We start from the raw sequence: 22,747 nt of genomic DNA on the forward strand, positions 1-22,747 counted from the left end.
TCAGCTGTTTCTCGATGTGCCACGAGCCGTCCCAATCCCGAGGCGGCGGGTTCGCTCTGATGCTTTCGATGCGTTGAAGTATCGCGATCGACGGTCCGTCGCCAGGCATCACCTCCAGTGAGGCACCAGGCCTCGCGAGTGCATCGTCCCATCGTCGCTCGCGGTAGGCCGGGTGCCCTTCCAGATACCTATCTCGCAGCGCATGTCTGCAGCTCCGCGTCGCCGGGACAGCCCGAAGGCGATTTCGCCAGCGCCCCCGCTACGGCGAATCCATCTTCCCCGCGGGTGAGGGTCATCACGGGATTTTCTTCGTATTTTCAATGACCGTGCGGCTGGCACACGCCTTGCGAAGTGGAGAGGGACGATGAGCGTCGCGCGGTTGCGATGGCCTGGCCTCGGGAATTCGGAATGCCCAGCCCACTAACCGAATACAGTCCCGAATGGGAAACTTTCGAGGCCGAGGCGTCGGGGCTGGCGGATTCGGATCGCCGCGAGATCATCGACGAATCCACTGAGCTCGATCTCGCCAGCGAATTGCTGGCGGTCAGCAACGAGCTGGAGCTCGACCAGTTTCTCGGCGATCTCATTCGCAAGGTCGGCCGCGCGGCCGGCTCGATCGTGCACTCGCCGCTCGGCAGGGCGATCGGCTCCGGACTGAAAAGTGTGATCAAAACGGCGTTGCCGCTCGCAGGCGGCACGCTTGGGACTTTCGCGGGTGGACCGCTCGGCGCTTCGATAGGCAGCGGACTGGCCTCCATGGCTGGGCGAGCATTCGGCCTCGAGCTCGAGGGACTGGGCCCGGAGGACAGCGAGCTTGCAGCGGCAAGGCGCTTCGTGCGCTTCGCCAGCGAGGCGGTGGGCGACGCGATCGGGGCACCGCGATCGCAGGACCCGGCCACAACAGCTCGACTCGCAATCGCGGCTGCGGCGCGGCGCAACGCGCCTGGATTGTGGCGCTACGGGATTATCCCGCGCGGCCGCAAACGTCGGCGGCAGTCGCAGCGCGACCGTTCGGGCGGACCCATCCACATTCGATCTGCGGAGGACAGCATGCACAACATTGGCCGCATTCAGCTCGAGACCGATCCCGAGTTGGAGAACTACGAAGCCGGGCAGCTCGAATGGCTCGGCGAAACCGTCTTCAGCGAGGCCGAGGAGATGGAGCTCGCCGCGCAACTGATGGAAGTCAACAGCGAGGAGGAGCTCGATCAGTTTCTCGGCGACCTGATCCGCAAGGCCGGGCGTGCGCTCGACAGCTTCGTGAGCTCCCCGTCCGGCCAGGCGATCGGCGGGATCCTGAAAGGCGCGGTCCGGCAGATCCTGCCGCACGCCGCGGGTGCGCTCGGCACGTTCGTCGGTGGGCCGCTCGGTGCGCAGATCGGCAACGGCCTCGCGTCGATGGCGGGCAACGAGATGGAAGCGGAAAGTTTCGAACAGGAGGATCGCGAATTCGCCGGCGCGCGGCAGTTCGTGCGTGTCGGCGCCGACGCCGTCAGGAACACGGTCGCGGCGGGGCCGCATGTCGAGGCGATGGAGGCGGCGCAAGCCGGTATCGCCCAGGCGGCGAATGCGCTGGCTCCGGCGTTGCTGCGGCCGCCCGCTCCCGACCTGGGACCATGTCGCTGCGGCCAGCGCGGCCGCTGGCGGCGTCGCGGCAACAAGATCGTGCTTTACGGCGTTTAGGGCAGGGTATCGTGATCGGCTCCTTCGCAAAATCGATGCTGCTGCACGAGACGCGCGCCCTGCTGGCGCGGCTGGCGCTGGTCAAGCCGTTTGCGCTGCAGGAGCCGATGCTGCCCGCCGCCGCGTTGCTCCCGGCCGCGGAGGTCGCGATCGACCGCTTCCTGCTCGCCGGCCGCCGCGAGCTGAGGCTCATGGTCGGCCGCTACCTGGCCTGGCTGAACGCGGCGGGCGACGAGGTCAGCGCCGAGGAGGCGCAGCGCCGTTTCGCGGTGCTGCGCCTCAAGTTCAACGCGGTGCTGACCCAGTTCGACACCTTCGCAGACGTGATCACGCAGCGTAGCGAGAACGAGTCGGGCGTCTGGCTGTCCGGGCTCGACGTGGTCGCGGCCGAGGCCCTCGCGCTGCCCGGCTATTGCGATCCGCCGCCGGTCATCTGCTATCTCGATCGCGACATCGGCGCAGCGATACGGCGCGCACGCACGCGCATGCCCGGCGGCGGCGAGAGTCCGGTGGCCATCATCCGCGTTCCGCGCGAGCGCATGGTCGGCACCAGCATCGCGTCGTCGCTGGTGCATGAGGTCGGGCATCAGGCGGCGGCCTTGCTGGACCTGGTCAATTCGCTCCGGCCGGCGCTGTGGCGGCTGCAGCATGGGGCCGGAGCCGCCCGCCGCGCCTGGCAGTTGTGGGAACGCTGGATCTCCGAGATCGTCGCCGATTTCTGGTCGGTCACGCGGGTCGGAATCGCGTCCACCCTCGGGCTCATCGGTGTCGTCAGCCTGCCGCGCGCCTTCGTGTTCCGCCTCAACGCCGATGACCCGCATCCGATGCCGTGGATCCGCGTCAAGCTCAGCGCGGCGATCGGAGATGCGCTCTATCCGCACCCGCAATGGCAGCGGCTGAGCGCGACATGGGAGTCGTTCTACCCGGCGGACGGCGTGGCGGCGGAGATACAGGCGCTGCTGCAGGAGTTGCAGGCGACCATGCCCGCTTTCGCGGCCGCGCTGATCAACCACCGGCCGCCGGCGTTGCGCGGCCGGTCGCTCGCCGAAGTGATGGACACCGGCGCGCGGCAGCCCGCGCGGCTCGCTGCGCTGTTCCAGTCCTGGCAGGCGCGGCCGTCGGAAATGTATCGCGCGAAGCCGACGCTGGTCTTCGCCGTGATGGGACAGGCGCGCTCGGACGGCAAGCTCGGTCCCGAGGACGAGAGCCTCTTGCTCTGCAAGCTGCTCACCTTCTGGGCGCTGCGCGCCACGTTGGACATGTCGGAAATCTGTGCGGCCGCGCCGGTTGCGCGCGCCCGCGCTGCATGAAGGCTCAAAGGAGGATCAGATGATCAAGAAGATTCAGACGGTAGAGCTCGAAGCCAATATCAACCTGGTTCTGCGGAATAGTGACACCGTGACCCTCACGGTCAATCTCTCGGATCTGGAGCTGGAGAGGATCACGACGGAGCACGGCCCGCTGGTGTTCGCAATCGACGGCGTGGATATCGACCTCGATGCACACAATCCGCGAATGGCACGATGGACGCCGCCGGAAAATATAACGACACGGGTGCACCGCGCGACGGTCGCCGTGGCCGGCCATGAGATCGGTGAGACGTGGATACACACCGTGCGCACCGCCAAACAGCCCGAGGACATGCCGGTGTGGGATTTCCACGTCGACGACGACGACAAGGGTGTTGAAGAGGGCGAACCAATCAAGCTCACAGTGGGAGGTCCATCGGTAGAGAGCGCCAAGCTGCATTGGCGTTTCGACACCGGCAACAAGGGGGCGATCCGTAACGTCAAGGTCGAAGCCAAATCGGTAACTGCCTCCTGGGATACGAGCGGGATGTTTGCCGGGACGCACACCGTCAGTGCCCTGCTGGTGGACGAGCGGGGAGCCGCCGTAATGCGCGGGCACGATCCTGTAGTCCTTAGCGACACGGGACGCGTCAGGGCGCAGCCGCTCGGCCGCGGCGACACGTTGCGGGTGTCACTGCAACGTCCGGCCGCACTACGCACCCGTGACCAGGCATTCTGGTCGCTGATCCGCAGTTGCACCGGGCAGATCAGCGGCGCTCGTTATGCCGAGTTCATCGAAGGCGTGCTCTGTAAGCAGAAGACCGACCTCGTCGGCCGCGGTTCGATGCTCGCGAGCCGGCTGGTGCGCGACGCGCGCGATCTGCAGCCGTTCAGCTACGGCGTCGGAGCCTACGAGCTCTTGAAGACCGCTACGCAGGTGTTCCTGCTGCTGGAATGCGGCGGCTGTCATGCGGAGATCAAAAATCTCGATCCGGACGACGAGTCGCTGCGCTTCGGCGAGCAGGTGACGCTGGAGGATCTGCGCGCGCGGCTCTGCGCCTACATCCCGCACGGACAGCTGCCCTACATCAAGCGTGTGCTCGATAGCGCTTTCCAGGGCGAAAAGGAGATCGCCAGCCTGCACTGCTATGGCGTGCTCAGCTCGCGGATCCAGGTGCCGTGCCTGCTCGAGCTGATCTGGTCGTACTGGCACGAGGAAGGCATGCTGGTGCAGAGCATCGGCGCCATCGCGCGGCGCTTTCAGAACGTGCGGGCGCGGGGAGACCGCGATCCGCTCGCCCATCTCGAGATCGATCCGCTGCGTCCGCTCGGCAACCTGTTGTGGGGCTACATTCAGGACGAGCCGAACCTGCTCTCCGTGAAGCGCCGCGCCTATGAATACGACCATCAGTATGGCCTGCAGCTCTACGGCAAGGCGGTGCCGCCGCTGCGTTCGGCGGACAGCCGGTCGAAATTCCTCGAGGCATTCCACCATCTGCTGCACCGCTGCTCGATCTTCTACAAGGAGGACAACGACACAACGGTGATCGCCGACGGCTTCGCGCTGCTCAACGCGCTGCAGGAGGTGCACATCCTGCTGGCCGAAGGCGCGAACAACCAGTTCGGCGATCTGCCGTGGACGGCTCGCGCCGAGATGCTGATGCAGCAATGGCTGCTGTCGCGGCCGGAGATGCGCGACTTCCTGCAGGGTCGCCGCATGGTGCCCTACAAGGAGCCGTGGATGGCGACGGTCGACACCATGAAGGCGCTGCAGGGATGGACCGACATTCCGGTCACCTACTTCCGCGACCTCGGTGTCTATGGCGAGCAGATCCTGCTGACGATCCGCTACGGCGACTGGATCGACGTCAACAACGAGGAGGCGGCGAAGAACTGGGCCCGCTCCTGGCGACCCGAGGTCCAGGGATACCTGCACGCCTACCGTGCCGTCACCGGCATGGATCTCACCAATGCCGAGATGGTCGACCACACCATGCCGGCGATCCACCTTCAGAACCGGTTGGCGATGCAGCGGTCCCGGTGAAGGGCCGCCGCGGCAGCGTCACTGAGATCTCGTCTCCGGCCGCGCAACCAAACTGTCAGCGAGGACATCATGAACAGGGCATTCGAGAGCGAACGCAGCGATTTCGAGTTCAATTCCGAGATGGACGAATTTGGCGAGGCAGAATTCGGCGAAGCGGAGTCCGATGAAGCCGAATTCGGCGAAGCGGAGATCCGCGATCACCGGCGTCGGTTGCCGCGTCTGCCGCCGCGCGCTTACCCGCAACGGCCATACGCATCACGCGTCAGCGCACCGTCATTCCGCTACTCGCCGTCCGGCCGGGTTTCGCGCTACTACGCGGCGCGTCCCTATCGTTCGACTGTCTATGGTTCGCGTCCCCTTGGAGCCAGTCGGTGGTGGCCGGCGCGGCCGGTCTATGGATCGCAGGCTTACGGGATGCAGCAACCGGTACGTTATGGTTACTGGCAGCAGCCTTATACGGCCGGCATAGCCCCGCGCTGGCGCCGCTGGCGTCGCTGGTATGGCGGCGGCTGGCCATACGGCCAGATGCGGTACCCGCAGCCTTACGACGAACCGCAATATCCCGAGCCGGCTTATGTCGAGCCGCCGCCACCGCCTCCGGTTGTTGCGCCGATGGTGCAGATGGCGCCGCCGCCTGTCGCCGAGCCGCCAAGTCCGGAGCCGGCCGAGCCTCCAGCGCCGCCGCCCACCGGCCAGTCAGGCGAGTTCTTTATCGAGCCGGAGGCCTTCGAGTTCGAGTCGGAATACGGCTACGAGGGCGAACAGGACGAGTTCGAGGACGAATACGAACAGGGCTGGTACACGCCGAAACGGCTCACGGGTCGGTGTCCAGCCTACGCCCCCGGCGAGGTCGCGAAGTCGAGGACCGAGGCGGGTCACCTTCCTGCCGATGTCTTCCCGCAGCCAAGCCAGGCGCTGGTCGCAGACTTCGGCGTCGATTGGCGCCATACCAAGCCGAGCCTCGCCCATGACGCCACGCTGCAGGCCTGGCTTGCGAGCGCAATCGCCGAGATGCGCGCCAATCCCGCGGTCGGGCTCTCGGTCATTGGCTTCAGCGATTGCGTGGGGCGTGAGAACAACAACAGCTTCCTGCGCCGCGGCCGGGCCGAACGCGTGAAAGAATTGCTGCTGCGGCTCGCGGGTCCTGACCGCGCGTTCCTCAGTTCGAGGCTCGACGCCTGGGCGGCACCGAGCGACGAATTCATCGCCGACAACGGCACGGTTGCCGGGCGCGCGCAGAACCGCGGGGTGCTGATCATGAAGTCGGAGATCATCCGCGTCACCGGGGCCGCGCCCGGTCGTGGCCGGCGATCAGGCCAGTAGCGTACTGACGACAACGGGAGGGTGACATGACGAGCCCATTCAATATCTCCCGGAAGCCGTTCGAATCCGTCGCGCCTGCGCCGCGCGACGGATTCGAGCGTCCTTCGCCGTTCCGCACCCACAACCTGTGGCCGGCGCAAGGCCGGGCGACGCCCGAGGAGTTCTATATCGAACCCGAGGCGTTCGAATTCGAGCCGGAGTTTGACGAGTACGAGAACGGATGGGCCGAGTCCGAAGGCGCCTTCGATGAATATGAAGCGCCGACGCCCCGGGCAGTGTGTCCTCCGTATCAGCGGGGCGAGGTGGAGAGGTCCCGAACCGCGCAGGGGCATCTGCCATCCGACGTCACCAGGCCCGGCAGCGGCGGCTTGCTGGTCATGGACTTCGGCGTCGATCAGCCCACTCCGAAGGCGTCCCTGAGAAGAGAAGCCGCGCTGAGGAGCTGGCTCAGGGAGATCATCCAGGTCGCTCGCGCCAATCCCAGCACCACCATCTCAATCACCGGATACAGCGATTGCGTCGGCCGGGAGAAAGACAATCGTGCCCTTCGCCTCGGCCGCGCTCGACAGATGGCGCAATTGCTCCAGCAGCTTGCCGGCTCCGACTGGAGGTACCTGGGCGGGAAGGTCCGAGTTGCCGCGGCATCGCCCGGTACTTACATTGCCGACAACAGCACGGTACAAGGACGCGCGCAAAACCGTGGCGTGCTCATCGAGAGTAGGCGCGAAATTTCATTTGCTCAGGAGCCTGTCAGAGCGCGCTTCCCGGCCCCCACGCCCAACATCGAGGAAGACCCCGAATATATCGGGCGGGTCATCCTGAGAGCTCGCGAGCTGTTTGGCCGTACCGGCAAGTGGGACCAATTCGGCATGCCCATCAACGAGGCGAAGCGACGGCGAATCCTGTGTCTTGTTGACCAGATTGCACGGCCCGGAAACGACATGCGGTATCTGACGGCTGACGCGGTGGACCGGTACGACCGGTACGTTGACATGACAGAACCGGAATTCAGCGACGCGATCGAGTTCCTGATCCCGTCCGTTCGGGCCTGGGGCCAGGCCCCTCACCTCGCCAAACCAGGTCCGAAAAAGACAGACAAGGAGATCTGGCGCGACATGACCATCCTCGAGGAGAATATCCGTGGCGGCATACGCATGATCAATCAGATGTTCGAGCTGCGACAAAGCGCAGTGTCGCAGCGTGTGCGGCGGTTGAGAGACTGGGTGGCAAAGCAGCAGATCAATCCTCTCAGCCTCTACCCTTGCTTCAAATGACGATGCTCATCGAAACGATCGCGCGGAGAAACGAGGGAGCGACTGTGGCAAGCGACTTCGGGATCCCGCCGGACACGTTCGAATTCGAAGCGGGATTCCCTGCGGTCATCGCGCCACGGTAAAACGCTTCGACCGATCCTCTCGACCAAAGCGGAATGGCTTTAGGTTGAATCGATCGCCGCGGGTCGTTCACCTCTCCCGCAAGCGGGAGAGGGAGTGCACCTCCGTCGCTGTCGCAATCAAGCTTCATCCCATCACGCTTTAAGTGCCCGAATTGCCGTTGTGAGCGCGCCGCGCGGCGCGTCGCATCTGCAGCGCACGGTCCGTCACGCCCAGGCGCTGCGCGGCGAGCTGCAGGCTCCCGTCCTCGCTGTCGATGGCGATGCGTATGGCGGTTTCGGCGGCGGCCTGGCTGATTTCCTTCAATCCGGCTCCAATGTCGACCGCATGGCGGATCGCCTGCTCGAAATCCGCGTTGAGCCACTGGCCATCTCCGGCGCCGACCGCGGGATATTCGTCGACGGGCACATCGCCGACGGTGATCGGGCCCGGTCCGACATGGCGGCTCGCGATGCGCGCCACAAGATGTCGCAAATCCCGGACGTTGCCCGGATATACCCGCGCGAGCAGCAAACTGCGCACCGCGGGCTCGAAGTCGAGGTCCGGAATGTCGGGGCGGAACACGCGCAGAAAATGCCGCGCCAGCGGCAGGATGTCCTCGCGTCGTTCCTGCAGGCTGGGTACCCGGACCACCCAGCTGGCGATGCGATAGTACAGGTCGTTGCGGAAACAGCCGTCCGCGATCCCCTCGATCAGGTTCTTGTTGGTTGCACTGACGAGGCGAAACGCGGCATGCCGCCAGACGTTGCCGCCGACGCGCTTGTAGGTGCCCTCCTGGATGACGCGCAGCAGCTGCGCCTGCAGCGGCATTGGGAGTTCGCCAACCTCGTCGAGAAACAGCACACCGCCGTCGGCCGCCGCGAAAGCGCCGTCGCGCATCGCCACGGCTCCGGTGAAGGCGCCGCGTTCGTGTCCGAAGAACTCACTGCCGGATAGTTCCGGCACGATCGTCGTGCAGTCGACGACGACCAGCTCGCTTTCGGCCGCGTTCGAATCCAGCTGATGGACGAGACGCGCCAGCAACTCCTTGCCGGTGCCGCTCTCGCCGGTCAGCAGGACAAAGGCGGACGTGAAGCGGGCAATCTCGATGACTTGGCGCAGCGTCGCGCGCCACGCTGCGGTCACGCCGACCAGCCGGTCCATGACCGCTGCGGATTGCATGAGCGCGTCGACGGCCTGCCAGCGCGCGAACCGCGCCTTGATGCGTTCGGCGACGCCGGGTGCCGACGACCATGTCAGCAGGTCCGATGCGCCGGCGTGCAAAAGCTGCCAGGCCTGCGCACCGTCTGCGGCCGTGCCAGCGGTCTCCAGCACCAGGACCCGCCCGTGATTGCGCGTGTGCTCGCGTACGAATTCACAGATGTCCTCGTTCAACCGCGCGATACACAGAATTCCGTCGCCCTCCGCACTGGAATCGAAGGGGCGTGGGCGAATGCCCGCGCCGGCAAGCGACTCGAGCAATGTCTTTCGGTCGCAGGACTCGTTCTTGTCCCATACATGCAACCACGGCTCACGATGCATGGCCTGCTCCGGACAGGAAATACAGGACCTCGCGATCCTGCCCTCAGGTGCGAACGGCTATTACGTGATCATCAGTGCCGTGCCGGAATTCCCGGCACTAAGCGCTTGCGAGCCGGGCAGTGCGAAGGCTGCCTACTCGATAGCAACGACATTGAAGCAAAGGGTGGCTCGATGGAGCTCCGGCAACCGAAGAATATGATCCAACACCAAACACGGGGCGACTCCAGAACGCAGAATCGACGCGGCAAGGGGTAGAACTTCATGCTCGCTCAGCTTGGCGGGAGTTTCTCACGCTGGCTGAAATCGGGAAAGACCCGAATCTGTGCCGCTGGAAAAATTCCATCGAGGAAGCAGGATGGCGCTTGCGCCAATGTAACCATGGCCTCAACCGGCGGTTGTGAATGCTGTTTCCCCAGGCCTGATGATTCCAAATGGATTGATTCGATTTAAGCGGGAATCCTTCTCTTTCCGCCAATCAAACCTCATCATTTGCAGCTGCTCGATCGGAAGATAGTCTGTGCGGGAGGTTCTTATGCGGACCCCACGGACGTAACTTCCGATCGCAAGATCGGGGTTTGAAGCGACTTGCATGATGTTCTGGCGGGTCAGTTCGTCATCGCATCGTTTGATCACCTCCACGAGTGCCGACGGCATGTTGAATGCAATGAAGGGAGCGCTCTCCGAGCGATCGGCTTCGGGTAATATCGATCGAGGAAGGCCCGAAAATCCCGCATGATAGGGAAGTCTGCCCATTGCGGGTCCGTCACGTCCATCTGATAGCCCGCGCTGAGAATTCCAAGCGCGTTCTACAAACCGGCAGGCCTTATTACAGCGCCGACCGAGACACGTAGGCGCGGACGAAATGGTCGGCTGAATGCCCGCACACCGAGCGCGAGGTGATCAGCCGAAATCCGAGTCGAGGGCCGTCAATAGTTCAGACGTTTCGCTAGGACCGGGAAGAACGGCTGCGTTACTAACGATGCGCCGTCTGGGCCTATCTGAGTCTTTGCAAAAAAGGCCTTAAGCCAACATCCCGCGACCATCCGCCGGCCCGGCAGCACGCGGCGGCTCTTTCCGGTTACCGCATGTTGGTGAGCTGCTTCTCGTCTCACCTGCTCGCTGCCGTCATTTCCCCTCACTCTTCAGATGAGGCAAGTCTGCGCCCCTCTGTTGAGCAGCCTTCCAGACATAACGGGTAAACGCAGCCGTTTCTGCCCATTGTAGATGCACCGGATCTGTAAATGCCGAGTCCGGCACTTGCCATTCGGTCATGCCATCGACCAAAATTGCTTTAGTAGGGGCAAGCGCCGATGCGACCGCAGATCTGAATTGTTCTCGTATCGAGCGGGATCGGTCGTGACGTGCGGCCCACCCCGGCATGACGGGAAAAGTCACCGCAACGAACTGAATGCCCTTCGATTCGAGCCAGGTGGCGAGGCCGGTTAGTTCCGCATAGCAACTCGACTCCGGCTTGACCGGGTATCCCGCGTCCGGCACGTCCCTGACCAGGGGGCCGGATCCAAACTCGTCAAACTGCAACTCGGAGCGGCGCTCTTCGGCGTAAAGCACGTGAAAGAAGACGTCTTTGAGACGAAAGTTACGAAAGCGAAGCCACGCCCTGTCTAGTCTGTTGCTTAGTTTTCGATCGATGAATTGATCGACCAGATCAGGATCGAAAAATGCAGTCGGATTCCTCGAACAGCCTTGGAAGTCTCGTGGTGCAAGGACCATCATTACAGTTTTTGCGTTCGATGCGCGCGAGAGAAGAAACTCGGTCATATAACGAGTCTGATTGACGGTTAGGGCGCAGGGCGCTGCGTTTATGATTCCCCCCTCGGGGCGAACCACATGGAAATCAAGATTACGCCAAGTCACCGACGACCCCACCCCGATGAGCGCCGCATTCTTCCAATCCGGGTTGTCTCTCAGCCAGACAAAACGGCCGTCGATGCACCACGTCCCGGATACCGGAGGCGGCGGCAGGCGATCAACGGCCCGCAAAACTCCGAGTGCTGCAAAGAATCCAACCACCGACAGGAGGACCGTAGTGGAAAATGCGGCAAGACAGACCCGCGCGCGACGTTCGGCGCTACCTTCATCGCCCGTCCGGATCATCTGCATTTTGGATTCCTCCGGTTAGAACTGGAAATAGAGGAAAGATTGCACGATGGACATCTGGGTCAGCGTGAAGACGAAAAGGCAGCCCAACGCCACGCCGTGCACTGGGTAGGCAGTCGCAAAGTGACTGGCCCAGGAGGAGTGCTCTTCAGCCCGATGCTGCGGATCGTAACCCAGCCACTGCTGTGAGTTGGGGGCAAACAGCGCAATCGCCGACAAAGTGACGATAGACGCCAGCGTCAGCAGGGTGGTCAGTTGCCGGTCGGCATTGATCCCGAGATCGAATCCATTCAGTCCGATCATCGTCCCCATCATCTTGGTTGCGCTTCCCATGGAGTCCGCGCGGAACAGCACCCACCCAAACACGACGAATATCAAGGTAAGGGTGCGGCCAGCCATGGCCCCGGATCGACTGGTGCCGCTGCGTTGGGCAGTACCGAAGAGACGTATCCAGAAATGGCATATGGCCAGCCCGAAGCCATGAAACGCTCCCCAGCAGACGAATGTCCATCCCGCGCCGTGCCACAGCCCGCCGAGCAGCATGGTGACGATCAGGTTTGCGAACCGCCGTATTTCCCCTCGGTGGCTGCCACCGAGAGCAAAGTAAAGATAATCGCGGAGAAATGCCGACAGGCTCATGTGCCAGCGTCGCCAGAAATCGATGAGGTTTTCTGCCTTGTACGGCGAGTTGAAATTCAGCGGAAGGCGAACCCCGAACAGGAGGCCCAATCCGATCGCCATGTCGGAATAGCCGGAGAAGTCGAAATAGAGCTGCAACGTATACGCCAGGGCTCCAACCCAGGCTTCGGCAAAGGTCGGCGAAGCTCCCCTGGCCACACCGTCGAAAATCAGATTGGCCTGCGGCGCCATGCCATCAGCGAACAGCACCTTCTTTGCAAGGCCGAGTACGAACAGGCCGCTTCCGAGCGCAAGAGTTGGGGCCCTCGCGCTCAATTGCTCGTTGCTCATGAATTGACGCATTAAAATCCGGTGATTGACGATCGGCCCGGCGATCAGGTGCGGGAAGAACACCACCATCAGTACGTAATCCTTGAAGCGGTACCCGTACGTTTCGCCCCGTGACGAATCGACGAGATAGGCGATCTCCTGAAATGTGAAAAACGAAATCGCCAGCGGCAACACCAGATCGAGGACAGGAATGTCGGCTCCAAAAATCGTATTGACGTTGGCGGCAAGAAAGCCTGCATACTTGAAATAGCCGATCATGCAGAGGTTAAATGCGATGCCCACGGCAAGCAGAAGTCCGGTTGGCCTTCCGCTTCGCGCGCGATCCGCGAGGCTCGTGCCGCAGATGAAATTGAGGGCGATGCTCGTGAAGAGCACCAGAAGATTCCATGGGTCCCAAGCCGCATAAAACGCCAGGGATGCGCCAATCAACCAAAGCAAGGTGACGGCTTTGGTTGCAAAGAAACGCAGGGCGAAATAGCCGAACAGTACGGCAGGCAGGAACACGAGTATGAACTGATAAGAATTAAACAGCACGTAGATTACTCCGCTCGCTGACGGTTAATCGCGTCGTTTTAGACTTAGTCAGAGCCAGTAACTCAGCCACTTGCCGCTGATTTCACCATCGTAATTGTAGGCGCCGAATCCTCAGCGAAGCTGCGTTCGAACAGTTCGATTCGCGAATGTACGGGAGGAGAGGATTCTCACGGTCGCCCGGGGCAGAAGATGACGTGCCGGGGCTTTGACGTTATCTGGCGGATGGGCGGCCAGAAGAGCCACCTGGCTTCTCACCAGGTCCATGTGATGAAGCCATCGTTGCAATTGGGCGGCAGCCGTTCTTGAGATTCGTCAAGTCATCCAGTGGCATTCAGTCGCGGGCACAATCGCGAGCGAACTATTGCCAATGACTGCATTCGATTTTCATTGAAATATTTCTGAGCGGAGTGCGAGACCGATTGTGCCCGCGTCAGGCATCGATCTGCCGCATCTCGACCGATCGAACTAGTTCGTCGGCGCTAAAAGTCTAGACCGCAGTTCAAGATGGCCGCTTTTTCCTGCAGAGCGGTGACGGGTTGAACCTGTTATGGGTGGGGTCCGACCTAGCAACGTCCCGCCCTCCGACGACACCCCGAGTATTCCCAAACGATGTTCGACAAATCCTACCGGCAGCGCCTCGAAGCCGATCTCGGGCGATGGGAGGCCGATGGCGTGATCGCGCCGGCGGCGGCGGCCTCGATCCGCAATGCGCTGCCGCCGCTTCCGGCGGGCATCAACATCGCAATGGTCGTCGCCATCGTCGGCGGCCTGCTGATCGCGGCGGCATTCCTCGCCTTCGTGGCGGCACATTGGACGGAGATTGCGCGACCGATGCGGTTCGCGATCCTGCTCGCCGGCATGGTCGTCACCGGCGGCCTCGGGGCCTGGTTCGCTGCGAGCGGCCGCAGCGTTCTCGCCGATCTCTGCGCCAGCGTCGGTGCGATCATCTTCGGTGCGGGCATCGCGCTGGTCGGCCAGATGTATCATCTCGGCGAGGATTTTGCCGGCGGCATGCTGCTGTGGTCGATCGGCGCGTTTGCCGCGGCGCTGCTGACCGGATCGCGCGGCGCGCTCGCGGTCAGTCTCGTCGCCGCCACCATCTGGACCTGCATGCGGACTTACGATGCACCCGACGTCCTGCATCTTCCGTTCGTGGCGGTCTGGCTGGTCGCAGCAAGCCTTGCCTTCGCCTGGAATTCGCGCGTCGCGGCTCATCTCGTCGCTCTGGCCGTGCTGCCGTGGTGGATCGCGACGTCGCTTCGCTTCGATTTCGCCGGAGCCCAGCCGTCATTCGTGCTCGCGAACGGTGCGGCCCTGCTGTTCGGCGCCGGGCTCGCGATCGCCGCAGCACCCTCGCCGCGGGCGCTTGGCCTCGGAACAGTTCTGTCGATCTACGGCGCGTTGTCGCTGGCCGGCGCCGCCGTCCTGGAAGTGACGACCGTCGACGACATCATCCGTCTCCGGACCGCCACGGTGCCGGCCCAGCCGCTTTGGGCGATCCTGTGCGGCGTCGCCGGCGTGATCCTTGCGCTCGTGTCCGCCGCGATCACCAGGCGCCCGGGTGAAGTCCTGGCAGGATGCGCGATCGGGCTCGTGCTGGTCGCGGCGCCGCTGTGGCCGGCATCCACGGCCGGCGAGCCCTGGTTCGCCTATGCCGCACTGCTCTGCGCCATGCTGTGCCTCGTCGTGTCGGGCATGCTCGATGCAACGCGCCCGCGCATCGTTGCCGGCTGGCTCGGGATCGCCGGCGTCATTGCGGGCATCACCTGGGCCGTGAAGGGCTCGCTGCTGCGCCGATCGGCTTTCCTTGCGGCCGCGGGCGTGGTGGCCGTCCTGTTCGCAACCGCGCTCAACCGCATGCTGCCGAGGGCTGAGCGATGAACAACACGATCGCGTCCCTCACCGGCCTCTGGCAGCGCATTCCGAAAGCGGCGCTGTTCGTCGCCGCCATCCTCATTCAATGCGCGCTGCTGGTCCTGATGGTCGCCGACCGCATGCAGATCCTGCGCGAAGGCAGGGAGGTCACGTTGCAGACCCAGCCGGTCGATCCCCGCGATCTCCTGCGCGGCGACTATGTCGTGCTCCGCTACGACATCTCGCAACTGCCGGCAGGTGCGCTGGCTGGCAAGCCTGCGGCCGAGCGCAATCCTGACGTGTTTGTGAAGCTCGCACCGAATGCCAACGGGCTCTATGAGGCGGTTTCGGTGCACGCCGCGCCCGTCACGGTCACGGCGCCTGAAATCCTGATCCGTGGCCGCGTCAGCCATTCCTGCGGTTCGACCGGCCGCACCTTCTGCGACAAGCTGACGATCAAATATGGTCTCGAAAGCTACTTCGTGCCCGAGGGCGAGGGCAGGAAGCTCGAGCAGGCGCGCAACCAGCAGAAGCTGCGGGTCGTCGCCGCCGTGCTGCCCTCGGGCCGCGCCGCCATCAAGCGGCTGCTGCTCGACGGCGAGCCGGTGTATGAGGAGCCGTGGTACTAGTCGCCGGTGCTTAGGGGCGCCGACTTCAACGCCCGCCGCAGCACGTCCCACATTCGCGGCTCGCTCATCTGTGCCACGTTGAAGCGCATGAAGCGCAATGCCGTCTGCGACACGCTGAACACGTTGCCGGGCGCCAGCACGACATTCTCCTGGAGCGCGGCGCGCGCGATCTGCGTGGCGTCCTGCCCGTCGGCCAGGCGGCACCACAGGAAGAAGCCGCCGCGCGGCATCAGCCACGGCTCGATCCCCAGCGCCTGAAGCTTGCGCGCGACGTCCCGACGCGTGCGCGTGAGCCTCAGTCGGAGCTCGTCCATGTGCTTGCGATAACTGCCGCCGATCAGGACTTTCGCAATGATCTCGGTCGCGACCGGGCTCGGCCCGCCGAAGCTGGTTGCGACCTGGAGGTCGACGAGATTCTCGATCCAGTCGGCGCGGGCCGCGATGTAGCCGCAGCGCACCGACGCCGACAGCGTCTTGGAGAAGCTGCCGATGCGGATCACGCGGTTGAGGCCGTCCAGCGCGGCAAGGCGCGGCGAGCGCTCCGGCTCGAAGTCGCCAAAAATGTCGTCCTCGATGATGGTGAGGTCGTGCCCGGCGGCCGCGGTCAGAAGCCGGTGCGCGGTCGCAAGAGACAGCGTCGCGCCAGTCGGATTGTGCAGAGCTGAATTGGTGATGTAGAGCCGCGGCCGTTCGCTGCCGAGGATCTGCTCGAAGCGCGCGACGTCCGGGCCCGACGGCGTATAGGGCACGCCGACGATCCTTGCCTGATGTGCGCGCAGCAGTGCACGGAAATTGAAGTAGCAGGGATCGTCGACCAGCACGGTGTCGCCGGGACGAAGCAGGAAGCGGCAGACGAGGTCGGTGGCCTGCGTCCCCGAGCCCGTCAGCATGAGCTGGTCGACTGACGCCTCAACGGCATCTTCCGCCAGCCGCGTGATCAGCAGCCGGCGCAGCGCCAGTGCGCCGCGCGTGCTGCCATAGTCTGTCAGCAGGCGCTCGTCGGCCCGCGCCAGCGCGCGGATGGCCCGCCGCAAGCCGGCCTCCGGCATCCAGTCTGCCGGCAACCAGCCGCAGCCCGGCTTGAGCACGGCCGCATCGGCGTCGAGCGACTGCCGCGACACCCAGAACGGATCGACTTCCCGGTCGCGCCGCGGCTCGACTTCGGCCAGCGCGAGCGGCGGTGTTGCCGTCGGGGAGACATAGAAGCCCGAGCCGCGGCGCGCGCGGATCAGGCCTTCGGCCGCGAGCCGGTCATAGGCCTCGACCACCGTGGAGGGCGAAACGTCCATGGTCGCGGCAAGACTGCGGATCGAGGGCAGGCGGTCGCCGGCACCGAGCGCGCGGCCCGCGACCTTGGCGCGGACCGCGCTCATGACATCGGCGGTCCGCGTGCCGTTGCGGCCCCTCATGCGTGTGTCGGCGCCCAAAGGTGTATGACCCTCCATACCAATACAGCTTTGCCAGATTGTATGGGATTGTCGCTGGCTTCGCCATGGTCGAAGCGGGTAGATGACCGCGCCAGGGAATGAGGTGACATGCAATCTGCGGGCAGCGGCTGGGGCAACGGTCTTCTGGGCGTCATCATCTTCAGCGGCTCGCTGCCGGCGACGCGGGTGGCGGTCGGCGGCTTCTCGGCGCTGTTCCTGACGTCGGCGCGCGCCGTCATCGCGGCGCTGATCGGGGCAGTGGTGCTCGGCCTGCTCCGGCAGGCGCGGCCGCAGCGGCGTGATCTCGCCTCGCTCGCCATCGTCGCGGCCGGCGTTGTGGTCGGCTTCCCGCTGCTGACGGCGCTCGCGCTCCAGCACATCACTTCCGCGCATTCGATCGTCTTCATCGGCCTCTTGCCGCTATCGACCGCGATCTTCGGCGTGCTGCGCGGCGGTGAGCGGCCGCAACCGCTGTTCTGGCTGTTCGCCGTGGCCGGCAGCGCCACGGTGGCCGGCTTCGCCCTCGCTGGCGACGGCTCGGCATCGCTCACCGGCGATCTCTTGATGGTGGCCGCGATCGTGCTGTGCGGCCTCGGCTATGCCGAAGGCGCCGCGCTGTCGCGCCGCCTCGGCGGCTGGCAGGTGATCTCCTGGGCGCTGTTGCTCGCGCTGCCGTTGATGGCGGCGCTCGCGATTCTGACATGGCCGCCCGTCTGGAGCGGCGTCACCGTGCCCGCCTGGATCGGGCTCGCCTACGTCTCCGTCTTCAGCATGTTCGTCGGCTTCATCTTCTGGTACCGCGGGCTCGCCGTCGGCGGCATTGCCCGCGTCGGCCAGTTGCAGCAGCTGCAGCCGTTCTTCGGTCTCGCGCTCGCGGGCTTCCTGCTGCGTGAGCCCGTCGCCTGGAGCATGATCGCCGCGACCGCGCTCGTGGTCGTCTGCGTCTTCTTCGCGCGGCGGTTTGCGTGAGGCTGTGCCTCACGCCTCCCCCATCACCGTCCGCGTCAGCGCGCTCCTTGCAAACTTCTTCAGCGGCATCGGCTTGCCGAACAGAAAGCCCTGCACGAGGTCGAAGCCGAGTTCGTTCGCCGCCACGAGGTCGGCGCGGCTCTCGACCCCTTGAGCCACGGTGCGCGCGCCAAAGCCCTGCGCCAGCTCGACGATGTGGCGGCACACCGTGCGCTTCAGCCGGTCCCCGCCGCTGCCGGTGACGAATTGCCGATCGGCCTTCAGCTTGACGAAGGGAATTTTGTCGAGCCCCATCAGCGACGGCCAGTTGGTGCCGAGATTGTCGATCGACAGCGCGATATTGTGCAGGCCCACCTCGCGCGCGACCTCGGTCAGGAGATCGAGCTCGCGGATCGCCTCCTCGCTGTCGATCTCGACGGTCAGTCCGCCGAAGGCCGGATGCGTCGGCACGCGACGGCAGAGATCGCGCACCGCGTGCGGCTCCCTCAGATAGGAGGCGGGAAGATTGATCGACAGATCGACCGGGCTTTGTTGTTCCAGAAGATAGTGCCAGTCCTGCACGGCGCGATCGATCACGAACTCCGACAGACCGCGGAAATGCGGATCGTGCGGCTCCGGGATGAAATAGGCCGGCGGTACCACGCCCCAGGTCGGATGCCGCATCCGCACCAGCGCCTCGGCGCCGCTGCGCACGAGCGTGCGCGCGTCGATCTTGGGCTGGTACCAGAGCTCGAGCCAGCCGGCGTGCAAGGCCTCGCCGACATGCACCGCCGGGCTCGGCGCCGGCTCCTCCGGCAGCAGCATCGCAACACGCTCGCGCAGCGTCTCCGCGGCAAAGGGCGTGGTCAGCGGCGGCAGCATCGCAAGGCCATACTCCTCACCGACCTGCCGCACGGCTTTGACGATGATCGATTCGCGGGCACCGACGGCGAGGACCCTGCCAGCAAATGCCTCGCGCACCAGGATTTCGAGGAATCGTCCCGGCTCGATGCCATCGGCGGCGACGCCGAGCAGGATCAGGTCCGGCAACTCGGTGGCGAGCACGGTCTTCAGCTCGTCGGCACTGGCGCATTCGCAGGTGACGAAGCCGAGATCCTCGAGCACCTCGCTGAGAAAGGCGCGCAGGTGACGCTTGCTGTCGGCCACGCAGGCGCGCGGCGTCACCTTTCGTCGTCCGAAGGTCACAGGCCTCCGGCCGACGAGTTCAGTCATCCCATCGTTCATCGTACACCACTCCCGTTCCGTGACGTTTTTTTAAACGGCGAGCGTGGGTTCAAATAAGGAGAGCTTCACATCGTTCTTGAATAATTTGAGTAACGTTAAGCTCTGCAATTTGAGCTAACTTTTCGACAGAAGCTTCGAAAAGAATCCGCATATCCAGGCATCGCATGCGCAACGCTGGTCGAAGCGCGCGAAAAATCTCTCGCGCGCAATGGGCGTGCAATTTTGCCGCTCGACCGCGTTGCGCAATGCGGTTGCGCTGTCGCTCCGGCGCAGGGATGAGGCCGACGGAGGATTGATTGCCGGCGACTTTCCCGTGTCACGCCAGCCCGCGTGCTCGTTCGAGGGGCGCGGCTAGTGGTGCTTGTCGTTGTGGTCGGTGCGCAATTGCCTTGCGGCGATGACGTCGGCGCCATTGTCGTCGACGCGAGCGTCAGCGCGCGCATCGGAGCGACGGCTGCGCCGGAACAGCTCGTCTTCCCGTCCTGCGCGCATGTTGCGCTGTCGCGCGCCGTGGTTCTGCGACAACGGGTCCGGGCCGGAGACCGAGAATGTGAAGCGCATCACACGCACATTGCTGCAGCTGCGCTATTGGTCCGCGCAGCCGGTGGTGGGCTGTCGAGGATTACAGCAATGTCGATGCGGCGAATGATGTATTGGTGGTTCAGATTCGTGCTGTCGGGGCGGTTTTTCGACCGTTTCCTGAGCCTGCCGCGCGCCCGGCGTGCCTAACTAATCGCATCGCGCTTTAGTTTTGCCCGATCAATTTGCGGAACGCCGCCGCACCGTCCTGCATCGCGTCGCGTCCCTTCCAGGCCAGATAAGTCAGCTTGCCGCCGAGCGTGTCGTGGCTGCGCAGCCGCCGCGATCCGAGAATGTGGCCCACATTGGCGGGGAAGCGGCTCACCTCGGCGGAGACCAGCTTCGCGATCGCGTCCATCAATTGCTGGAGGCGGACGCCCCAGTCGCAATGCTCGATGCCGTCGATGCGGACCTTGAGCGCATATTCGGTGTCGTAGATTTCGGCGAGCAGGTCGCGGGCGACCAGCACCCGGTTGTTTCGGAGCGCGATGCGAAGCGCGAGGCGCTTGTCGTCGAGCCGGTCGAGGACCATGTGAACGACGCAGGCATAGGGCGTGGCGGCAATGTCCGCGGCGGCCTTGCTCGCAGCAGCCTTGGTGGCAAGCCGCACCAATTGCCAGGGCGTCTTCAGACGCCGCGCCACCAGCGCCAGCGCAAAGGGCAGCGCGTCGGGATGGGCCTTCTTGAAGGCGTCGAGCTGCGCGGTGGTCTGAGCGACCTGGCCGTCGTCGAACTTCGCGATCCTCTCGGGCAGCTTCTCGTTGAACTTCGGTAGCGCATCGCCGGCGCGCAACACATGCAGCATCTTCACAACGTCGTCGAAGGCGGTGCGCGAGGCCGTGTATTGCGCGAGCTTGGCTCGCGCCGATTCGGTGCTCTCGGACGAGGTGAGGGTGCTTTCGAGGACCTTGACGACCTTGATCTGGAAGGTCGACGCGATCTTCTGCACCTCCTTCGGGTTGTTCGCCGCGACCTGGTCGTTGATCGCCTTGATGTAGTCGCGCGCCATGGTCGGCAGCAGATCGCGGCAGATCCACTCCCAGATCGGGGTGAGGGTGTTGCGCGAGATCCGCCCCAGATTGGCATGCTCGGGTGCGCCATCGATCAGCAGCAGCTGCAGCGGCGCGAAGAAATAGCGCGACGGGTTGGTGGCGCGCGCCTGGGTCGATCCGTCCTTGCGGAACTCGGCGCGCAAGCGGGACTGGATGTCGGCCGAGCCTGGCATGTCGATGCCGCACAGCTCGAGCCGCTCGAGCTCGCTGAGCAGACAGCTGCGCGACAGCGGCGTCAGCCTCTGCAGGAATTCCGACAGTCGATCGATCTCGTTCATGGCACGCATCTTTCGCAGCGTGTCCCGCTGGTTTGCGGGCCCAATGCGTGGAGGCATTTGCGCGCTCAACCGCCCTAGAGAAGCAAGTCGCCGTTAATTAATCCGTAAAAGCCGGGGGCCGACGCCGGTTGCAGGCGGCGCTCGAAGGGAGTTTTCCGGCCTGACGGCTCAAGGTGTCGGCCGGAACTCAACCGCTGCACGATCGAGGGCGGCCACACGCAAGCACAAATTGTGCCGAAGCCGCCTTTTTAGCGCAAAAGGGCCCAAATCACCGTAGTCTTACGGAGCAGAAAGTTAAGCACAGACCGGCTCCGGTTCCGCTAAACGAGTGCCATGGGGTCACCGAATGATACGGCCACTGATTCGCGGCCGTCGGAATGGGACGAAGGCGGCGCTGCGCCGGCTGAGGAGCCTGATTTCGTCCGCCTGAGCGCCGCCCGTGCCAAGGCGGCCGACGAAATGGCCGCGGCCATTGCCCGCGAGCTCAACGGCCCCCTGACTGCGCTCCTGCTCTACATGGGCGAGATCAAGCACCACAGCGATCAGCTCGTGCCTGCTACGGGCGATCGTGCCTATCTGCAGCGGGTGGTGGAGAACGCGCTGGTACAGACCGAGCGCGTTTGCGGCCTGGTCAAGCAGCTTGCCGGCAAGGGCGGCTTGCCGATCCCGTCCGGCACCGAGGAGGCGCAATCGAAGGCCGCTCGCGCGCTGCAGCCGCAGCGCGTGCCGAGCGCCGAGCTCGTCGGTCCGTCGGGCCAGAAGCGGCTGACCAAGCGCGAGCGCGAGGTGCTGAGGCTGATCAGCGAAGGCTATTCGAACAAGCAGGGCGCGCTTCGCATGCAGATCAGTCCGCGCACTTTCGAGAGCCATCGCGCCGAGGCGATGCGCAAGCTCGGTGCGCGCAACACCGCGGATCTCGTCCGTGCGGCGCTGCTGCATGCGATCGACTGAGGCGGGCGTGCGGCGTCGCCGGCAGGCGATGCGCCCGCGACATCTCTCGAGACGTTCGGAAACCCGTCCTGCTCAGAAATAATCTTCGGCGAACGGACGCGCGGGGGAGGCGCGACGCAGCGGCTTGATCTCTTCCTTCGGCGCGTTCGGAATGATCGTGATGGTCCAGCGGGGAGGCACGCTCGATTCCTGCTCAAGCACCGAACGCACGAAGCCGGTCACGGTGGACTCGCCAGCCTTCACTGTCGCCATCCGGCCGTTGAACTGCGCGATGCGGAAGCGACGAACCTCTTTCTGGTCTGCCGTCTCGTACTTGAACATTGGAAACCCTCCTGGTTTTCCCCGGGACTATCGCCTCCCATGATTAGCCATCTATGAAGATCCAAAACCGTAGAAGTACGGCGGGCTTCGCGTGGTCTGTACCCGAGCGTCTTCGAGCGGAGCGGATACCGGTTCGCGCACGGGAAACGCGTCAATCGCATCGCGCTTAGACCTGCGGCTCTTGTGCGCGCGCGGCGGCGTAGGCGGCATCCATCCGGTCCAGGAGCGCGCGGAATTCGGCCTCGCCGAGGCCCTCCGCGGTCTTCTCCAGCCGCAACGCCAGCGCTGCGAGCCTGACATAGCCGAATGTCCCGGCTGCGCTCTTGAGCGAATGCGCCTCGCGCGCGATCCGGGCGTGGTGCTGCGCAAGCGAGAGCGTGCGGAACAGTTGCAGGCGCGCGCGGGTCTCGCTCCAGAACACATCCCGCACTTCACAGGCAGCATCCTCGCCGATCTCGCGCACCAGCGCTTCGTACGCGCGCGGCTCACGCGCGGGGTCGGCATCGAGCGCGTTCAGCGCAGGCGCGACGGGGGCGTCAAACATGGCTTGCCTGCCTTGATCATCGTTCGTTGTCGCGCGGCACGTGG

The 22,747-nt window shown here is 64.4% G+C and carries 18 protein-coding genes and 1 other annotated feature; of the genes, 9 read left to right on the forward strand and 9 right to left on the reverse strand.

The genetic code is table 11. From position 1 onward, the window contains the following. The first annotated feature begins 408 nt into the window (after window positions 1-408). The 5 genes from AC1RQP_RS15285 to AC1RQP_RS15305 all read left to right on the forward strand — a co-directional run bounded on the left by AC1RQP_RS15285 (window position 409) and on the right by AC1RQP_RS15305 (window position 7,613). Window positions 409-1,683, forward strand: coding sequence for a hypothetical protein (locus tag AC1RQP_RS15285; protein ID WP_492937554.1), 1,275 nt, complete (start codon window positions 409-411; stop codon window positions 1,681-1,683). Window positions 1,684-1,718: 35 nt separating this feature from the next. After that, the gene (locus tag AC1RQP_RS15290) at window positions 1,719-2,993 is read left to right on the forward strand and encodes a hypothetical protein (RefSeq protein WP_492937555.1); all 1,275 of its coding nucleotides are present in this window, start codon (window positions 1,719-1,721) and stop codon (window positions 2,991-2,993) included. A 19-nt stretch (window positions 2,994-3,012) separates the two neighbouring features. Beyond that, window positions 3,013-5,016, forward strand: coding sequence for a hypothetical protein (locus AC1RQP_RS15295; RefSeq protein ID WP_492937557.1), 2,004 nt, complete (start codon window positions 3,013-3,015; stop codon window positions 5,014-5,016). 69 nt (window positions 5,017-5,085) lie between these two features. Beyond that, window positions 5,086-6,339: an OmpA family protein gene (locus AC1RQP_RS15300; protein WP_492937559.1), complete on the forward strand. Its 1,254-nt coding sequence runs from the start codon at window positions 5,086-5,088 to the stop codon at window positions 6,337-6,339. 26 nt (window positions 6,340-6,365) lie between these two features. Continuing rightward, a complete protein-coding gene (locus AC1RQP_RS15305; RefSeq protein WP_492937560.1) occupies window positions 6,366-7,613 on the forward strand; it encodes an OmpA family protein in 1,248 nt (415 codons plus the stop codon). 261 nt (window positions 7,614-7,874) lie between these two features. On the opposite strand, the gene AC1RQP_RS15310 is transcribed toward AC1RQP_RS15305, so the two are convergent. The 3 genes from AC1RQP_RS15310 to AC1RQP_RS15320 form a co-directional block, all read right to left on the reverse strand. Continuing rightward, on the reverse strand, window positions 7,875-9,254 hold the full coding sequence (locus tag AC1RQP_RS15310) for a sigma 54-interacting transcriptional regulator (protein WP_492937561.1): 1,380 nt from the start codon (window positions 9,252-9,254) through the stop codon (window positions 7,875-7,877). Window positions 9,255-10,379: 1,125 nt separating this feature from the next. Further along, window positions 10,380-11,375: a hypothetical protein gene (locus AC1RQP_RS15315; protein ID WP_492937562.1), complete on the reverse strand. Its 996-nt coding sequence runs from the start codon at window positions 11,373-11,375 to the stop codon at window positions 10,380-10,382. 15 nt (window positions 11,376-11,390) lie between these two features. After that, window positions 11,391-12,875 (reverse strand): MBOAT family O-acyltransferase, encoded by a 1,485-nt coding sequence (locus AC1RQP_RS15320; RefSeq protein ID WP_492937563.1) that lies wholly within the window; start codon window positions 12,873-12,875, stop codon window positions 11,391-11,393. A 209-nt stretch (window positions 12,876-13,084) separates the two neighbouring features. Next, window positions 13,085-13,140, reverse strand: a sequence feature (sul1 is cis-regulatory element that is thought to sense ions involved in sulfur or methionine metabolism; They are found in Alphaproteobacteria). A gap of 344 nt (window positions 13,141-13,484) precedes the next feature. Here AC1RQP_RS15320 and AC1RQP_RS15325 point away from each other — a divergent pair. After that, window positions 13,485-14,756, forward strand: a complete 1,272-nt coding sequence (locus AC1RQP_RS15325; RefSeq protein WP_492937564.1) for a DUF2157 domain-containing protein — start codon at window positions 13,485-13,487, stop codon at window positions 14,754-14,756. Then, the gene (locus AC1RQP_RS15330) at window positions 14,753-15,358 is read left to right on the forward strand and encodes a GDYXXLXY domain-containing protein (RefSeq protein ID WP_492937565.1); all 606 of its coding nucleotides are present in this window, start codon (window positions 14,753-14,755) and stop codon (window positions 15,356-15,358) included. The genes AC1RQP_RS15325 and AC1RQP_RS15330 overlap by 4 nt, the downstream gene beginning before the upstream one ends. Here AC1RQP_RS15330 and AC1RQP_RS15335 read toward each other — a convergent pair. Next, window positions 15,355-16,767 (reverse strand): aminotransferase-like domain-containing protein, encoded by a 1,413-nt coding sequence (locus AC1RQP_RS15335; RefSeq protein ID WP_492937566.1) that lies wholly within the window; start codon window positions 16,765-16,767, stop codon window positions 15,355-15,357. The two genes, AC1RQP_RS15330 and AC1RQP_RS15335, sit on opposite strands and share 4 nt — an antisense overlap. 126 nt (window positions 16,768-16,893) lie before the next feature. Between AC1RQP_RS15335 and AC1RQP_RS15340 the strand changes: the two genes are divergently transcribed. Further along, window positions 16,894-17,754, forward strand: a complete 861-nt coding sequence (locus AC1RQP_RS15340; RefSeq protein ID WP_492937567.1) for a DMT family transporter — start codon at window positions 16,894-16,896, stop codon at window positions 17,752-17,754. Window positions 17,755-17,763: 9 nt separating this feature from the next. On the opposite strand, the gene AC1RQP_RS15345 is transcribed toward AC1RQP_RS15340, so the two are convergent. The 3 genes from AC1RQP_RS15345 to AC1RQP_RS15355 form a co-directional block, all read right to left on the reverse strand. Then, window positions 17,764-18,978, reverse strand: coding sequence for an EAL domain-containing protein (locus AC1RQP_RS15345; RefSeq protein ID WP_492937568.1), 1,215 nt, complete (start codon window positions 18,976-18,978; stop codon window positions 17,764-17,766). Window positions 18,979-19,329: 351 nt separating this feature from the next. Further along, on the reverse strand, window positions 19,330-19,539 hold the full coding sequence (locus AC1RQP_RS15350; RefSeq protein ID WP_492937569.1) for a hypothetical protein: 210 nt from the start codon (window positions 19,537-19,539) through the stop codon (window positions 19,330-19,332). Window positions 19,540-19,723: 184 nt separating this feature from the next. Then, entirely contained in the window at window positions 19,724-20,887 is a 1,164-nt protein-coding gene (locus AC1RQP_RS15355) for a hypothetical protein (protein ID WP_239620013.1), read from the reverse strand. A 333-nt stretch (window positions 20,888-21,220) separates the two neighbouring features. Between AC1RQP_RS15355 and AC1RQP_RS15360 the strand changes: the two genes are divergently transcribed. Beyond that, window positions 21,221-21,838 (forward strand): LuxR C-terminal-related transcriptional regulator, encoded by a 618-nt coding sequence (locus AC1RQP_RS15360; RefSeq protein WP_239620014.1) that lies wholly within the window; start codon window positions 21,221-21,223, stop codon window positions 21,836-21,838. 72 nt (window positions 21,839-21,910) lie between these two features. On the opposite strand, the gene AC1RQP_RS15365 is transcribed toward AC1RQP_RS15360, so the two are convergent. Both AC1RQP_RS15365 and AC1RQP_RS15370 read right to left on the reverse strand, forming a co-directional pair. Then, the gene (locus AC1RQP_RS15365) at window positions 21,911-22,159 is read right to left on the reverse strand and encodes a hypothetical protein (protein ID WP_061880238.1); all 249 of its coding nucleotides are present in this window, start codon (window positions 22,157-22,159) and stop codon (window positions 21,911-21,913) included. A gap of 166 nt (window positions 22,160-22,325) precedes the next feature. Continuing rightward, a complete protein-coding gene (locus tag AC1RQP_RS15370) occupies window positions 22,326-22,703 on the reverse strand; it encodes an Hpt domain-containing protein (RefSeq protein ID WP_239620016.1) in 378 nt (125 codons plus the stop codon). Window positions 22,704-22,747: the final 44 nt, after the last annotated feature.

The organism is Bradyrhizobium sp. GW821-FHT13H06, from assembly GCF_058803975.1.

Bases quoted from the DNA above. Each gene is read 5' to 3' on its own strand.
- AC1RQP_RS15360 (WP_239620014.1), top strand. From the start codon at position 21,221: ATGGGGTCACCGAATGATACGGCCACTGATTCGCGGCCGTCGGAATGG.
- AC1RQP_RS15310 (WP_492937561.1), bottom strand. From the start codon at position 9,254: ATGCATCGTGAGCCGTGGTTGCATGTATGGGACAAGAACGAGTCCTGC.
- AC1RQP_RS15355 (WP_239620013.1), bottom strand. From the start codon at position 20,887: ATGAACGAGATCGATCGACTGTCGGAATTCCTGCAGAGGCTGACGCCG.
- AC1RQP_RS15315 (WP_492937562.1), bottom strand. From the start codon at position 11,375: ATGCAGATGATCCGGACGGGCGATGAAGGTAGCGCCGAACGTCGCGCG.
- AC1RQP_RS15340 (WP_492937567.1), top strand. From the start codon at position 16,894: ATGCAATCTGCGGGCAGCGGCTGGGGCAACGGTCTTCTGGGCGTCATC.
- AC1RQP_RS15370 (WP_239620016.1), bottom strand. From the start codon at position 22,703: ATGTTTGACGCCCCCGTCGCGCCTGCGCTGAACGCGCTCGATGCCGAC.
- AC1RQP_RS15330 (WP_492937565.1), top strand. From the start codon at position 14,753: ATGAACAACACGATCGCGTCCCTCACCGGCCTCTGGCAGCGCATTCCG.
- AC1RQP_RS15300 (WP_492937559.1), top strand. From the start codon at position 5,086: ATGAACAGGGCATTCGAGAGCGAACGCAGCGATTTCGAGTTCAATTCC.
- AC1RQP_RS15325 (WP_492937564.1), top strand. From the start codon at position 13,485: ATGTTCGACAAATCCTACCGGCAGCGCCTCGAAGCCGATCTCGGGCGA.
- AC1RQP_RS15350 (WP_492937569.1), bottom strand. From the start codon at position 19,539: ATGCGCTTCACATTCTCGGTCTCCGGCCCGGACCCGTTGTCGCAGAAC.
- AC1RQP_RS15365 (WP_061880238.1), bottom strand. From the start codon at position 22,159: ATGTTCAAGTACGAGACGGCAGACCAGAAAGAGGTTCGTCGCTTCCGC.
- AC1RQP_RS15335 (WP_492937566.1), bottom strand. From the start codon at position 16,767: ATGAGGGGCCGCAACGGCACGCGGACCGCCGATGTCATGAGCGCGGTC.
- AC1RQP_RS15305 (WP_492937560.1), top strand. From the start codon at position 6,366: ATGACGAGCCCATTCAATATCTCCCGGAAGCCGTTCGAATCCGTCGCG.
- AC1RQP_RS15345 (WP_492937568.1), bottom strand. From the start codon at position 18,978: ATGAACGATGGGATGACTGAACTCGTCGGCCGGAGGCCTGTGACCTTC.
- AC1RQP_RS15295 (WP_492937557.1), top strand. From the start codon at position 3,013: ATGATCAAGAAGATTCAGACGGTAGAGCTCGAAGCCAATATCAACCTG.
- AC1RQP_RS15285 (WP_492937554.1), top strand. From the start codon at position 409: ATGCCCAGCCCACTAACCGAATACAGTCCCGAATGGGAAACTTTCGAG.
- AC1RQP_RS15290 (WP_492937555.1), top strand. From the start codon at position 1,719: ATGCTGCTGCACGAGACGCGCGCCCTGCTGGCGCGGCTGGCGCTGGTC.